Raw genomic sequence first — 15,262 nt, 5'->3', positions numbered from 1 at the left:
TCGTATAAGATAGTAATAATATCTATAAAGCAGGAAAAGACGGGAGACAACGATGAATCAACCGCTCTATGGCGTATGGTTAGGTGACGTATTCTTTTGTTTTTCCGGTGAGACTTCGGAGCCCAGAGTGGATGCATGGAGCCGCGTGGTCCGTACCTTTCACAGACCGGATGGAACCCGTCCCTTTGCTAACGCTTCCCTCCGGCTTGCCGAGCTCAGATATCCGTCCAAAGTCCTCGGATCGAAAAGCACGCGGCGTCCGGAACGGAAGACGCTTGGCGGACGGACAATGGAAGGGCTCGCACTCACACCGGGAGACGCATTTCAGATGCTTCTCTCACTGGACACCGAGTACTATCAGGCTCAGGGCCTGACTATCGGTGAAGAGATGGAGTATTGGGTACAAGCCAGCAGGTTTGCATTGGAGCTGCTCCTGCAAGGGAAGTTTGCACCGGGTACAGCGGAGGTGCCTTCAGCAGGAAGGCGCCGGACAACGATGCAGAATATAAAAGCGGTATGGAAGCCGCAGCTGTCTGCGGAGGATACTTCGCGCTTTTTGTTGCTTGCGGCGAATATTCCGCCCATCGGGATTGGGACGCCAGCTGCTCTTGCCGGGAGCGATCCATCTACCCGGGAGGAAGCAGGGGCCATTGTGCTGTATTCCTTCCTGTGCGGAATCATCGACAGCCAGGCCAGAGTCGCTGTCCAGGATTCGGAGGATAAGCTGCGGACCTATCTGGCGAACTACCGGCGGGGACAATCTCCACTGGCTGAGCTGTGGTGGAACGGTCTGCTGACGGTCAGCCGGGATATTCCCATTCAAGGCACGGCGGAGGAAGTCAGTGAACTGGAGGAAGCAGTGGAACGTGTTGGGGGAACGGTGTTCCCTTACCCTACAGGGGAGGATCAGCCTCCCGAGAACGGAACGTTCGCGCTTGGACTCCGGCTCGAGCCGCCGCTCGAAGACAGCCGGAAGGACTGGAAGGTTTCCTTCTGGGTACGCAGCCAGGAGGATGAAGGTTTATTAATGCCTGTTCGCAGCATCTGGGGGAACCCGGAGCCGGATCAAGTGATCCGCGGCCGTATGTATACTTCGATTCAGCTCCAGCTGTTAATGAAGCTGGGAGAAGCCGCAGAGCTGGCGCCTGAGCTGGCCGAAGGCTTGTATGGACGCGCTCCGGATAGCGTAACACTAACGCTCGAGCGCTTGTCCACGTTTATGAAGGAGTCGGTTCCCAAGCTAACGGCAAGCGGTATCACGGTTCAAATGCCATCTCGCTGGAGCCGGGAAGGCCGGCGCCGCGTCGGCTTATCTCTCAAAATGATGCCCGAGGCCAGGCTGCCTGGTGAAGCGCATCCCCTGCCTGTGCTGGGCATGGAACATCTGGTCAGCTTTCAGATATCGGCGGCGATGGGAGGTCAATCCCTCACACGGGAAGAATTGAAGTCTCTTGCCGAACAGAATCTGCCTTATGTGGAGTTTCGCGGTGAATGGGTCGAGGTCGATCTGAAGGAAATCCATCAGGTGTTACGCTTCATGAAACGCCATGAGAAGAGCGAGATGGAGCTTGCAGAATGGATGCATCTTAGCGCAGATATGGATGGGGAACGCCTGTGGAAGGGCTTGTTCATCGAGGAAGTGGAGACGACAGGACTGCTCTCATCCTTGTTGGATGGAGATACGGTTCGCAAGCTGCCTTCCCGGCCGATTCCTTCCTCGCTGCACGGGGAATTAAGACCGTATCAGGAGCGGGGGTATCAGTGGCTTAGCGTGATGCGCGATTTGGGATTCGGGGTTTGCCTCGCGGATGATATGGGACTTGGAAAAACGGTTCAGGTCATTACCTGCCTGCTCGAGCGTCTTCAAACCGAATCCGCAGGCGGTCCGGTGCTGATCATATGTCCGACTTCGCTCTTGGGCAATTGGCAGCGGGAAATTCAGCGGTTCGCCCCCGGTCTCACCTTGCATGTGCACCATGGCGTCCGCCGTCTGCGCGGGGAAGACTTCCTGAAGGAGGCAACTGATCATGATGTCGTGCTGACCACGTATCATTTGGCGGGCCGGGACGGCAGTGATTTATCCGCAATCCAGTGGTCGAGTGTGGTGCTTGATGAAGCTCAATATATTAAGAATTATCGTACGAAGCAGGCACAGAGTGTCATGAAATTGTCTGCACCTCATCGCATAGCGATGACGGGAACGCCGGTGGAAAATCGGTTGGCCGAACTGTGGTCCATATTCCATTTTCTCAATCCGGGGTATTTGGGATCGTTTAACAACTTTCGTCAGCGCTATGCGCCGGGCGAGGGACAGCAGGAGAAATTCCGTGAACTTCACAAACTCGTTTCTCCATTTATGCTGCGCAGACTGAAAAGTGATCCGGATATTCGCAAGGATCTGCCGGAGAAGCTCGAATTGAAATCATATTGTCCGCTGACCGAGGTTCAGGGTGCGATGTATCAAGCGGTCGTCGATGACATGATGGGGCAGATCGAGAGCCGGACGGGCATGGCCCGCAAGGGGCTTGTGCTCTCATCCCTTACCAAGCTGAAGCAGATATGTGATCATCCGCAGCTGCTTCGACGGGATGAAGGCCGCGCGGTACGCGCAGAGTCCTCCGGCAAGATGGAACGCATGCTCGAGATTCTCGACAGCATATCAGATGTCGGCGAATCGGCGCTGATTTTTACCCAGTATGTTGGTATGGGGGAGCTGCTGGTCAGCATGCTTGGTCGCAAATACGGGAAACGACCGTATTTTCTTCATGGAGGGGTACCCAAACGCGAACGGGATGAGATGGTCCGGGCATTTCAGGCAGGCGAAGGGCCGGAGTTTTTTGTTCTGTCGCTGAAGGCCGGCGGTGTCGGTTTGAATTTGACCCGTGCGAATCATGTGCTCCACTATGATCGATGGTGGAACCCGGCGGTCGAGAATCAGGCAACGGACCGTGTATTCCGGATCGGTCAGCATCGCAATGTGCAGGTGCATAAGCTGATTTCTCAAGGAACGCTGGAGGAACGCATCGATGAACTGATTGAACAGAAGAAGGCATTGTCCGAACAGGTTGTCGGATCAGGAGAAACGTGGCTGACGGAAATGTCAGACGGCGAGCTCCGCCAGCTTATTGAGCTGCAGGAGCAGGATTGGATGTAACCTGGATTAAATAGAGCGTAATAATCAGCCTGTTGAAGTATAAGGATGGGCTGCAGGAGGTGTGGGCTATGGAACCGATAGGAGCATCCGAACCGATGGAGCTGGTGTTCGAACCGGGGCTGCTCAAGGGTAAGGTGAAGCGAGCCGAAGAATCACCAGATGACTGCGAAGTCAGCGTTCATGTAAAAATGCTGGACGCTGCTGCCCGTGAGGCGGTACTGGCCTATCTTCAGGAAGACCCGCAGGCACTGTACCGCCTGCTCGCAGGCAAAGGTGCCCCTTGGCTCGATGAGCTGGCACCTTCGCCATTGCCGGGCGCCGCGCTCGCCGCTGCTGCCGACTGCACCTGCGGCCAGTCGGCATGCGGGCACGCTGCGGCCTTGCTGGCTGCCGCAGCGTCGCACATCGCGGCAGAGCCGCTCCAGCAGCTGACGCTGCTGGGGCTGCCGCGGGAAGCGCTGCTGGCCGGCGTCTTCGCTGCCTGGGCCAAAGCAGCCCCGCCGGCAGGCGGCTCTGCCGCAGACACGGCCACGCGCGCGAAGGAGAAGGGGCCGTCTGGCCCTTCTCCCGGCGAATGGGTGGCCGAAGCCGCGGCCGAGGGCCGGCTGCACCGGCCCGGCCCTCAGCTTGGCGAGCTGGCGGTACAGCTGTCACCGCCGCCTCCGGCAGATCAGCTTGGCCCAGTCGGGGACTGGACAAGCTTGCTGCCCGGCGTCCGCGGCGCTTCCAAGGCGCTCGGCCTGATCGCCCGCGGGGCGGCCAAGCAAGCCGAGCAGAAGCGCCGCAGTTTGAGGTTGCCTTAGCTGGGGAATCCATCATAAATTTGGATGGGATTAGCTAAGGATGGCGCCGAAAAACGCGATAAGCTGCTGTATAACTGACATAATCGGAGTATATCCGCCATGATTCGCCAGCCGCTCGTTTGTCCCGCTGATTCCCGATAAGGTACAATGAGGTCAGGACAAACTGTGGGAAAGGAAGAAGCAGAGATGAATGCATTTTCGGGAAGAGGAATACGATTTACAAGCGTGATGCTGTCATCGATGCTGTTGACAGGGGCCATTCTGGCGGGGTGTCAATCGGATGATGCGGGTTCCGGCAAGGAGCAGGGGCAGGAGCTGCAATCGCCTGCGGAAGGTCAGGAAGGAAATACGCTTCCTGAAGGCGGCTCGGGTGACGGAGAGACATCGCCTGAGAATCAGCCAGCAGATCCGGTGATGGCGAAGCGCAGCGAGAATGCACTTCAGGCCACCATTCAGGAGAGCAATGGCAAGCAAGTCGTAACGAATGCGGAGGCCGTGACGGTGGTTGTGAATAAACAGCGCAGCCTGCCGGATGGTTATGAACCCAGTGATCTCGTGGAGCCGAATGTTCCATTTTCTTTTGATGAGCCGCATGAGAAGCGGAACCTGAGAAAAGAAGCGGCGGATGCACTCGAAGAATTGTTCGATGCAGCCAAAGCGGACGGTATTGAGCTTCGCGCCGTATCAGGATACCGTTCTTATGACCGTCAGAAAACAATATATGAGAATAACGTTCGTACCAAAGGGGAGGCAGAGGCTAACCGTGTTAGCGCAGTGCCAGGTACGAGCGAGCATCAAACGGGTCTAACCATTGATGTGTCCAGTCCAAGCGCAGGCAATGCGCTGGAGGAAGCATTCGGACATACGGAGGAAGGCCAATGGCTGGCACGCCGCGCGCCTGAATTCGGATATATCATCCGATATCCGGACGGGGCCGAGGACATTACGGGCTATGTGTACGAGCCGTGGCATATTCGTTATGTTGGCAAGGACTTGGCGCCTGACATCGCCGATAGCGGCTTGACGCTGGAGGAATACTTCGATGAGGCGAACATTAAACTGTAAGCTGTGCTAATAGTCGTAGGATAAACGGGACTTTTTATCTTTGTCCCCCGCCCTGCAAATCTATAAAGTAGAACAGGACCTGAGGAAGGCCGGGCAATGTTCTTGTTACGTGAATGAATCCCGGAGCGGCTGCTCCGGGATTCATTCGTGTTGAGTGGATTTTAACGGCTATTTATTCAGTGGCGAGTCTTCGTAACCAGGATCATCGTAACCGGTATCCTTCAGCTTGCCTATGATGTTCATATCCTCGATGGTTTTGCGAGTGGTTTCATCCCCATGTTCATGGAGAAAGATATAGAGGTTTATCGTTCGTTCATCGTATTCCTCCGCGGCGTCATCATGATCTGCTGATTTATAAGGGACAAAGGTGCGTTTAAAAGCGTACCGGTCACTGCTGCTGACCTCATGGAGCAGCCCCCGCAGCTTCGAAACCTCTTCATCATCCATATATACAACATATTCATTCGAATCGTTCGGCACATCCTGGATCAGGTTGTGATTGACTGAAACATAATAGGTCTTCTTATCGTTTGTCATAATAATATCCCTCCAGACTTCGGCAGCATGCGCTGCACGGAAATAGGGTGTGGCTAAGAGGCAAGTTGTATCCTTTAGGGTGCGGTGCATTTTTCTAATCATATACACGTTCAGGACGTGGATGAATCAAGAGAGAGGATTGGAAGGCCCTTCCTTTTTCACATGAGGCATGGAATTTGGTATGATAGTATAACCATGACGGCAGTATACTGGACGATAAGAGATCATATGATGGCTTGAGGTTCAGTCTGTGAACTGCAAAGAAACATGGGATAGCCCGGTTTATGGCTAACTACAAATCGTTTATAACCATAATGAAGAGATATGGCAATGAGCCGACGATTGTCGAAAGACTCGGGATATGCGAAAGAGGAGGATTCATGAATGAATATTTTGCAAAAGCTAAAAGATGGTGCCAATCGTGCAACTGAAAAAGCCCAGCACGTGGTGGAAGTGAATAAACTGAACAGCCAAATTGCGGAAATTGAACAACAGCGGAGTTCCTATTACTTGCAGATGGGTAAAGTTTTCTATGAAGGCTACCGCTTGCAGGATATGACCATCGCGGAAAAGGAAATGGTGGAGCTCGCCCAGACCTGCGATGGTTTGCAGGAACAAATCGAAGCGATCCGGAACCGGATTGCGGTGCTCAAGAATGAGCGTGTCTGCGAATGCGGCCGGGTCGTTGCGCTGGATGCCAATTTCTGTCCTTATTGCGGGAACAAGCTTGCTAATCTGATGAATCCGGAAGAATCGGCTCCGGAAGAACCTAAAGAGCAGCAGGAGCGCAAGAGCATGTTGTTTGATGATCATGAATATGCAGCTGCCGAAGAACAACAGGAACGGGAAGAGCTTCATTCCTATGAATACCGTCAGAATCCGGATCCATACGAGGTCGATTCGTATGAGTCGGAGCCAGAGCCGGAACATGATCGCGATCGTGGACGTGAGCTTGAGGATATCGAGTTGTCTGAACCGGAGGTAGATGGAGATCAGCTGCGCTTGGAGCAGGAAGAGCAGGAGAAGGAGCGCCGTCACTGGGAGGAGCTTGAGCGTGAGCGGGAGAGACAGCTGGAGCTTGATCGCAGGATACGCTTCTGGCAGGAGAATAACCAAAGTCAGGACTATGTAGGCGACGATGAGGAAACCCGCGATATGGTGAAATGTCAAATCTGCAGTGTCGACCTGCCAAAGGGTTCCAAATGGTGCCCGCGCTGCGGCGCTGAACAGATTTAAGATGTAGGGATCGGACAATCATGCCCTTGCGCGCGAGAGAAGACTTTTATATATGAATGAGCAAGCGTTCGAGCATCTATGGGAGGACTAATATTATGGAACAATTGCTGCATCATCTGCGCAATTTGGGATTTACGGAGATTGAATCGAAGATTATGGTGGACCTGGCCGAGTATGGGCCTGCGGGTGGTTATGAGGTCGCTAAACGCCTGGGAGCCTCGCGCTCTAACGTATATGCAGCCATGCAGCGCCTGGAGCGGCAGGGGGCACTGGAGCGTATGAGCGGAGAACCTGTTCGTTACCGTTCGCTGAAGCCGGAGGAATTGACGCGGATGATATCCGGGCGCGTGGAAGCATCACTGGCTTTTGTGGAGAAGAGCCTGCCGCGGGGCAGCGGAACGGCAGCTCCCTTCCTTAGCATGGAAGGCGACCAAGCCGTGCTGGATGTTCTAGCCCGGGAATTAAAGCGGGCCCAGCGAGAGATTGTAGTTGACGTATGGCGTGAGGAAGCCGCACTTCTGCGCGAACCGCTAGCTGAGGCCGAAGCGCGCGGAGTCAAGGTTCTGTGGGCCTGTGACGGACCTGACCAGGGGCTCTCCAGAACGCTGGCATGGTCAGGATGGAACGGCCTTGCGGAGCGCCGAGGGGGCGGCCGGAAATTTTCGTTTGTGGTAGACCGGCAATGGTGCATACTCGGCATGCGCGGAGGAGATTATGATACAGGGGCCGTGATCACGGAGCATCCGGTAATGGCAGAGCTGCTGCTGCATCATTTTACCCAGGAGATGGTCTTGTTCCAGCTTGAACAGGATATGGGCGAACAGCTGGAAGAGCGCTATGGAGATCATTTTGGCCTCATTCAAAGCCAGTATCTGAATGCAGAAGCAGACCTTGAATCCACGGAGGAGAGCATCACTTCGACACATTCGGATGTGTTGGAGGAACTGGAAGCGGACGCCACAGAAATCGTAGACGAAGCTAGCCGCAACACGGCCTGAGCATTGGGCTGCGATATCCTGTTGACCAGAAGTGACTTTTCTCACAGATGGCTATCATTTTTTATCATACAATGAAGTAGACATATTAGGATATGAACGCCGGGAAGGTTCTTGGCGTTTATTTGCTTAAGATTCGGTATGGGTTTTAGAATGAAGGTTGAGATGACAGGAGATCATGAGAGAGACAGATTTATTCGACAACCACGACAACCAAGAGAAGGGGGATGAATGAGCATGGAATGCATCGTTCATTTTACAGTCGGACACAAGGAAGGGCCTAAGAAGCTGCGGGGATTGATTTTTGTTGATAAAGGCAAGAGTCCTACAGGCCAGCAGCTGCTCGACATGTTTCATGAAATGGAATACCAGGTGGTGCCTGATCCCCATGACGAGCTGCTGTTTAGACCGGAGAATAGTGCCGAAACCTATACGTATATCCGGGTGAACGAGCTGGATCTGGGTCAAGAGCGGTATACGGAAGATCGCAATCTTAAGTCGCTTCTGAATGAGCTGCTCCCTAAACAAAGAACAGGTCTATAACTGCAAAATACGGGTCATTCATCATCAGTACCCCAACTAAATAGATCGGAAATTCCCCCTTCCACGGCGTCCGCTGGGATTTATAAAATCCACTTGTTATAATGGATGTTACGGAAGGGGATGACGATGTTTATTTTTGTAGGAATTGTAGCGATTATAATTTATGGCTTATTAGTTTATTATATCGGGCGAAGCGTATGGAGCTGGATGAAACCCGGCCCCTCCCTTGCGCTCAAAATGATGTATATTGCCGTGCTGACCGTGGTATCGACATCGTTTATATCCGGACGGTTTCTCGGTAACCTTACGGTGCTGAATATTATCGGCTCCTACTGGATGGCTATATTCTATGTGTTGATCGTTCTGCTACCGTTAATGCATATCACGTTATGGCTGCTGAGAATGACGGCCTTGCGGAGAGACGGCATGGAGAAGGTTGCTGGTTCCATCGTGCTTTTGTTGATGGTCATTCTGATTGGCTTTGGCTCCTTTAATGCATATAGTCCAGTGGTGCGGGCTTACAACATTCACGTAGCCAAGGACGCCGGCGCACTTCAGCAGCTGAATATCGTCATGGCATCCGACATGCACTTCGGCGTACTGTCAGGCAAGGCCCATGCCGAGCGAATGGTGAAGGAAATCAATGACCTGAAGCCGGATATGGTGTTATTCCCGGGCGATATTATTGATGACGATCTGGATGCGTACTTGCACCAAGGCATTGATCAGATTCTGACTGGCATCCAGGCACCTTACGGTGTGTATGCATCACTAGGGAACCATGATCGCTTCGAAGGGGAAATTCCGGAGTTGATCGAGGCGCTTGAACAGAGTGGCATGACCGTATTGTATGATGAGAAGCAGACGGTGGAGGGCATAACGCTTGTAGGCAGGCGTGACAAACAGGATCAGGACCGAGCTGCGTTATCCTCGATCATGGAGGGTGCGGACTTGTCCAAGCCTGTCTTTCTGCTGGATCATCAGCCCAATGCGCTGGGCGAGGCTCAGGAGCAGGGCGTTGATCTGACCGTTTCCGGCCACACGCATCGCGGGCAAGTCTTCCCGGCACATTTGATTACCCAGGCCTTGTTCGAGAATGATTGGGGGTACCTGCAAAAAGGGCAGATGCATTCCATCGTTTCTTCAGGCTATGGATTCTGGGGACCGCCGATTCGGCTGGGCTCTCGTTCCGAGATCGTACAGATCCATGTTACCTTTGAATAAATGACCGCAGCAGAAAAGCTGTTGAGGAAGCCACCCGGGGGTGGCTTTTTCATTTGCAGGTTTCAGTTCAGGAAGCGTACGTTTTTAATTTCCGTAAATTTTCACTTTATTTTTTCATACGGAATGCGTTATACTTCATTCATTCGGAAATTCAACCATTCGGAAATTCAACATTTATACGTAAGCATTCTAAGATATTTGGATATCATACTTTTCTCGTATAGGTGCAGGAATAGGCCTGCATGTTTCTACCCGATCACCGGAAATGATTGGACTACGGGTTATGGCAGCAGCAGCGGACAAGCCAGGTCAATGGACCGGTTGGTTAACGGTGCGTTTTTGTTGCTTATGCCCACTTGTTTCTTTCCCGGCGTTTCGGTGAGAGGAGGAAGTGGGCTTTTCTTGCTTGGAATGTGAACAAAATTTAAGGGGGAGCATCATGCAATTACTGCAGAACAAAGTGAAAGAGGAAGGCATTGTATTAAGCGGACAGGTACTGAAGGTGGATTCGTTCCTGAATCACCAGATGGATCCGGTATTGATGAAAGAGGTTGGAAAGGAATTTACACGGTTGTTCAAGGAAGCGAATGTGACGCGTGTATTGACCATCGAATCCTCCGGCATCGCACCCGGCATTATGACCGCGCTTGAGATGGAAGTGCCTCTCATCTTTGCACGGAAGCAGAAGTCGCTGACGCTCCGTGAGGATATATTCGTGGAGAAAGTGTACTCCTTCACCAAGCAGGAAACGAATGAAATTACGGTAGCGAAGAAATTTATCAAGCCAGGCGATAAAGTGCTGATCGTGGACGATTTCCTTGCGAATGGCGAGGCGGCATTTGGACTTGCGCGCATCGTTGAGCAGGCGGGAGCTGAAGTGGCAGGCATCGGTATCGTCATCGAAAAAGCGTTCCAACCCGGAGGGCGATTGCTGGCTGAAGCGGGTTACCGGGTCGAATCGCTTGTACGTATTGCATCACTTGATGATGGTGTAGTGACATTCGCATAGAACCAAGCCAACAATTTATTGGGAGGAATTAAGAAGTCATGGAACAGCAGAAACAAGCGGTGCAAGATCCGATCTTTGATAAGAATCGGAATCCGGGTAAAACCTTTTCACTGGGTCTGCAGCATGTATTGGCAATGTACGCAGGGGCTATTATCGTACCGCTTATCGTTGGCGGGGCGCTCGGTTTAACGACGGAGCAGCTGACGTATTTGATCGCCATCGACCTGCTTGCATGCGGGGTGGCAACTCTGCTGCAGGTGTTCGGCAACAAGTATTTCGGCATCGGCTTGCCGGTCATGCTGGGCTGTGCCTTCCAGGCGGTGGGTCCGATGATCATTATCGGACAGCAGCACGGGATGTCGGCTATTTACGGAGCGATCATTGCTTCCGGTTTATTTGTAATTCTGTTCTCCGGTCTGTTTGGCAAGCTGATTAAGGTGTTTCCGCCTGTCGTTACAGGCTCTGTTGTAACCATCATTGGTTTGACGCTGATACCTGTTGCTTTGACGGATCTAGGGGGCGGTGCGAATGCCGGCGAAGAATTTGGCAGTATGCTGAACCTTAGCCTTGGCTTTGGGGTGCTGGTTTTCATTATTATTATGAACCGTTTTGCAAAAGGGTTCTGGCGTTCCATCTCCGTCCTCCTTGGTCTGATTATCGGTACCATTGCTGCTGCTATGTTCGGGGGCCTGGATCTGACGCCACTGCGTGAAGCGGGATGGTTCCGTGCTCCGCAGCCATTCTATTTTGGAACTCCGGAGTTTAAGATCGTTCCGATCGTAACGATGATTCTCGTGGCGATTGTCAGTGTGGCCGAATCCACGGGCGTATTTATGGCGCTTGGCAAAATCGTAGACCGAGATATTACCTCCAAAGATCTTTCGCGCGGTTACCGTGCAGAAGGAATCGCTATTGTGGTAGGTGGTATTTTCAACTCGTTCCCTTATACCACTTACTCTCAAAACGTTGGTTTGATCCAGATGAGTCGCGTGAAGACACGGGACGTGATTGTTGTAGCAGGCAGTATGCTGATCCTGATCGGGTTTGTTCCGAAAATTGCGGCTTTGACTCAACTGGTACCTCCTTCTGTGCTCGGTGGGGCCATGGTTGCATTGTTCGGAATGGTTGTATCTTCCGGTATTCGCATGCTGGGGGATCAGGTTGACTTGAACCGTCATGAGAACCTGTTCATCATTGCTTGTTCTGTGGGTATGGGACTTGGCGTGACGACTGTACCGGATCTCTTCGCTAATTTGCCGGACAGCATCCGTATTCTTGCAGATAACGGCATTGTTGCAGGCAGCTTGACAGCAATCGTGCTGAACCTGATATTTAACGGGTTGAACTATACGAAGCCTACTCGTACAGAGCAAGGTGATACTGCGGAAGGGCATGCCGCATAAGGAGTGCCTGTGTAAGCAGCTGGATAACTCGGGTTTCAAAAAAAAGGCAGAGCAAGATTCCATATCTTGCTCTGCCTTTTATTATGGACTGACGGGATCGCTGCACCGGCATTACAGATGGATAGCGACGGCGAGTCGCTATCCGTGATTCTCTTCAATATTACTCACGGTTATCTTGGTTATGGCCGTTACCCGGTGTTATGCGGACCCGTGGGTTTCTTTGAATGATGGGTTGGGGGCTATGGCTGCTCCGTGTCTGCATGAATGTAACTAATGTGATGGATTGTTGTGATCTGAATGTAATAAGTAACTAACACAATAGAATGCTGCTTGATTTGCATAGTAACTAAAGTGATCGCTGCTGCATGAATAGTAACTAATGTGATAGTTGCTGTCCCCTCGAATCAGGAGCTATTAGCTAACGGACCTCATATCCCTTATTTACAGGATATCGCCACTTCCTCAACTCTAACGGACACAGTAGTCGTTAAAGTGTCCATATGGGCTTGATCCCCACCGTTAGTTGTCAAATAACGCTTCCAGGGTCCGTTACATCTCAAAACATGCTCGCTTTTTGAAAATAACGTCTACTAGGTCCGTTACGCCATATTTACCTATAGCACTAGCACGGATAAAGGGTGAACTGCACCCTTAAGAGGGTCAATTTAAAAAAAGTCCCGAACTTAAGAACAACTTCGCTCCAGCATACGGGTCGAATTCAGCCTGCTCTCTAACAGCGTTCCCAGCAGCGGTCCCGAACAACCAAAACGGCCTCGCTCCAGATGCAGGAGCGAGGCCGTTTTTTTGTTGTTCACATATGCAATAATGTATCCAGTCGTAATGGGAGCAGCTCACGTCAGATACGCTGCATTTGTTTCTCGGCAAAATTGCCGATCCAGGGCAGTTTGAACCATTTTCCCTGAATGGCGTTAGCCATAAGCACCAGCCACATCAGCACGCCAACCAGTGCGAGGAGGGCGGAAGCCAGGAGGCCGATGATGGGCACCGCGCTCGACAGCAGGTGAGCGACGGCAAGGATGCCGAAGGCCAGCAGGGACTGAAGGGCATGGAATATGACGTAACGGCTTCTTTTTTCTAATGAAAGAAACAGAATTCCTCCGACCATGGGCAGAAGATAACAGAGTGTTGCGGCCAGATTCTCGGGAAGCCCTGTGGACGATTTGAAAGGGGACATCTCATCAACTCCTTGTCTTAAAAACCGGTTCTGGGTAGGGCAAGCTTTATAACTTACCTTATGAAGCGATTGGACAAAGTATGATGGTTGTGCACCGATATTATTTCATTTTCAATTGCAGCAGATACTTCACGAGAGCATCCTGCTCCTCCTTGGTAAAACCGCTGCTTTCGTCCACCCAATATTCATGACCCTGACCCGTAATGTGGGTGTCCCTCAGCCGTGCATCTTTGCGGTTCGCTTCAATGACCTGCATTCTCAGCTTCCGGTCGATCAGGGCCTTCAGGCTGTTATAAGGATCCGGCTGAATGCCTTTCATAACGCTTTCGGCTACGCCAATTTGTCCTAGCTCCGGGCCAACGGCCACTCCGCCATCATGCAAATACGGTGCAGACCAGCGCAGCCCTATCAGCCCCTTGACCTTATAACCGCCTCCGGATTGATGATGGCCGAAGCCCAGCTCGATCTGCTTCGGGTCGATTCCGTCCAGGGGAATCTTGACCCCCTTCGCATCCGAAGGGAGGGGTACGGGAGTGTTGGGAGGATAGAACTCTGCCTCGCCAAAAGCGTTTTGCGTGGTGTGGAAGGCTTTGGCCCTTGCAGGCTCAGTGCCGATTTCGACAGCAGGCAGAATCCGGTTATTCGTGAAAAAATCACCTGCATGGCAAGAGATGCACTGTGCTTTTTTGAATACCTCCGCTCCGAGATGGATGGTCTTGGCATTGGTGGCTGCCGAAGAATCCGTGTCTGGCGGACGCACCGTATTCTGATAGGCAGACATGGCATTAACCTGCTCCCCGGCATGAAATCCGGGCGAACTGATGTACAGTCCATTGGGCGCAATTGCCGAAACCTTAGGGAAGTTCGGAATCTTGATTACTTCATTGACACCGGGGGTGCCGGGATTCGGGTCCAGCCGGTTGAAGAATTCGGTTGGCTTCAGCCCGCTCTTTGGGTCGTAACGGAACTTGCGATGAGCTGCATTTTGCAAAATGGTACCCACATAGATTTCCTTGTCGATCCCCCATAAAGGCTCGCTGATCTCGCTTTGGCTCAAGGTATCCGTATTCTGTGCATGCACATTGTTGCTGAAGGTGCTGAGCCCCTTGAAAGGGCCCGCAATAGCGAAGCCGCTCCAGCTGAACGGATGATCACCCTTCGTGAACATATCGGGAATTTGGGTCACATCGCTGATAAGATCAACGGTAGTATCGAAATTGCCGGGTGCCCATTTCATGAGATTGTCGTCAACCGCCTTTTCCAGTGCTGCTGGATCGGGCAGTGCCTCGGGTTTTCCTTTGGAATTGATGACGGTACGGTTCTCGTTCTTAATAAAATCCACGAGCTTCGTGACATCCGTATGGGTAAAATATGCCGAGCTGTTAGGTGCCAGCGCCAGCATGAAACCCAAGTTTAGATCAGAGTTCGGTGCGCCTTCCACCACCATTCCCGTCTCGCGGTTGACGGTAGCATGACAGGCCATGCAGGTGACTCCGATACGGGCTTTACCCTTGTCATATTTTATTTTGACACCGATCGGGGCATAAGCTCCTTTGGCCACATCAAAGCCAGTGTCAATCTTATCTCCCTTGCGGAAGGATTTGCCACCAATTGTAACATCCTGATCAAGCTCGATTTGTAAATTGTTCGTGCCCTTTCCCTTCAGCTCAGCGATAGCCTTGGCGATTTTACCCAGCTTCATTGGGCCATCAACAATCCCCAGAATATCGGTTAAGAATACCTCATTACCAAAGGTCTCCTCATAAAGGGTGCGGCGCCCCAGAGCAAGCATGTCTTTCGTTATTTCGATAGCTCCGTTAGCCGCGGATAAGCGAGGATCCTGGTCCTGAAGGGCAGAACCGGGAACCGTAAGTGTTTTGCCCCAGAGATCATACTGGCGAATGAAGCCCAGTTGCTGGGCCTGGAGCTGTGGTGCATTTTCCAACTTGTGTTCAGGCGGTACATAGGCGTATTCCGGCTTCCCGATATAAGCTGCAAGCCATAGGGCGCCCACGGCTATAATGGGGATAAGCAGCAGAACCCATTTCGATTTTCGCATGTGGTATCACCCTTTATGGTCAGGACTTGATGAACCATC

12 protein-coding genes and 1 riboswitch are annotated in these 15,262 nt (G+C 52.2%); of the genes, 9 read left to right on the top strand and 3 right to left on the bottom strand.

Translation table 11 applies throughout. The features are described from left to right. Positions 1-52 precede the first annotated feature (52 nt). From WDY75_RS27285 to WDY75_RS27275, 3 genes are all read left to right on the top strand, one after another. Positions 53-3,154: a DEAD/DEAH box helicase gene (locus WDY75_RS27285; protein WP_063478512.1), complete on the top strand. Its 3,102-nt coding sequence runs from the start codon at positions 53-55 to the stop codon at positions 3,152-3,154. A 68-nt stretch (positions 3,155-3,222) separates the two neighbouring features. After that, complete coding sequence (locus WDY75_RS27280) at positions 3,223-3,957, top strand: hypothetical protein (protein WP_063478513.1); 735 nt, start codon at positions 3,223-3,225, stop codon at positions 3,955-3,957. 186 nt (positions 3,958-4,143) lie between these two features. After that, complete coding sequence (locus tag WDY75_RS27275) at positions 4,144-5,022, top strand: D-alanyl-D-alanine carboxypeptidase family protein (RefSeq protein ID WP_063479736.1); 879 nt, start codon at positions 4,144-4,146, stop codon at positions 5,020-5,022. A gap of 168 nt (positions 5,023-5,190) precedes the next feature. On the opposite strand, the gene WDY75_RS27270 is transcribed toward WDY75_RS27275, so the two are convergent. After that, positions 5,191-5,559 (bottom strand): hypothetical protein, encoded by a 369-nt coding sequence (locus WDY75_RS27270; RefSeq protein WP_006208068.1) that lies wholly within the window; start codon positions 5,557-5,559, stop codon positions 5,191-5,193. Between the two features lie 384 nt (positions 5,560-5,943). On the opposite strand from WDY75_RS27270, the gene WDY75_RS27265 reads away from it, so the two are divergent. The 6 genes from WDY75_RS27265 (at position 5,944) to WDY75_RS27240 (ending at position 11,969) form a co-directional block, all read left to right on the top strand. Next, positions 5,944-6,795: a zinc ribbon domain-containing protein gene (locus WDY75_RS27265; protein WP_006208069.1), complete on the top strand. Its 852-nt coding sequence runs from the start codon at positions 5,944-5,946 to the stop codon at positions 6,793-6,795. Between the two features lie 95 nt (positions 6,796-6,890). Next, positions 6,891-7,793 carry a TrmB family transcriptional regulator gene (locus tag WDY75_RS27260; protein ID WP_063478514.1) on the top strand — a complete coding sequence of 301 codons (903 nt, stop codon included), beginning with the start codon at positions 6,891-6,893 and terminating at the stop codon, positions 7,791-7,793. 234 nt (positions 7,794-8,027) lie between these two features. Next, complete coding sequence (locus WDY75_RS27255; protein ID WP_370511138.1) at positions 8,028-8,333, top strand: hypothetical protein; 306 nt, start codon at positions 8,028-8,030, stop codon at positions 8,331-8,333. Between the two features lie 126 nt (positions 8,334-8,459). Then, positions 8,460-9,557 (top strand): metallophosphoesterase, encoded by a 1,098-nt coding sequence (locus tag WDY75_RS27250; protein WP_197477086.1) that lies wholly within the window; start codon positions 8,460-8,462, stop codon positions 9,555-9,557. A gap of 196 nt (positions 9,558-9,753) precedes the next feature. Beyond that, positions 9,754-9,854, top strand: a riboswitch (purine riboswitch). Positions 9,855-9,996: 142 nt separating this feature from the next. Then, on the top strand, positions 9,997-10,566 hold the full coding sequence (locus tag WDY75_RS27245) for a xanthine phosphoribosyltransferase (RefSeq protein ID WP_006208073.1): 570 nt from the start codon (positions 9,997-9,999) through the stop codon (positions 10,564-10,566). Between the two features lie 38 nt (positions 10,567-10,604). Continuing rightward, entirely contained in the window at positions 10,605-11,969 is a 1,365-nt protein-coding gene (locus WDY75_RS27240; RefSeq protein ID WP_063478516.1) for a nucleobase:cation symporter-2 family protein, read from the top strand. Positions 11,970-12,825: 856 nt separating this feature from the next. Here WDY75_RS27240 and WDY75_RS27235 read toward each other — a convergent pair. Both WDY75_RS27235 and WDY75_RS27230 read right to left on the bottom strand, forming a co-directional pair. Beyond that, positions 12,826-13,164, bottom strand: a complete 339-nt coding sequence (locus WDY75_RS27235) for a DUF4870 domain-containing protein (protein ID WP_006208078.1) — start codon at positions 13,162-13,164, stop codon at positions 12,826-12,828. Between the two features lie 100 nt (positions 13,165-13,264). Beyond that, positions 13,265-15,223, bottom strand: a complete 1,959-nt coding sequence (locus WDY75_RS27230; protein ID WP_063478517.1) for a hypothetical protein — start codon at positions 15,221-15,223, stop codon at positions 13,265-13,267. Positions 15,224-15,262: the final 39 nt, after the last annotated feature.

Origin of the sequence: Paenibacillus glucanolyticus, assembly GCF_037333485.1 — a bacterium.
GTDB classification, from domain to species: Bacteria; Bacillota; Bacilli; order Paenibacillales; family Paenibacillaceae; genus Paenibacillus_AQ; species Paenibacillus_AQ glucanolyticus.
The sequence above is the reverse complement of the archived record's forward strand: the minus strand, read 5'-3'. Positions and strand labels throughout refer to the sequence as shown.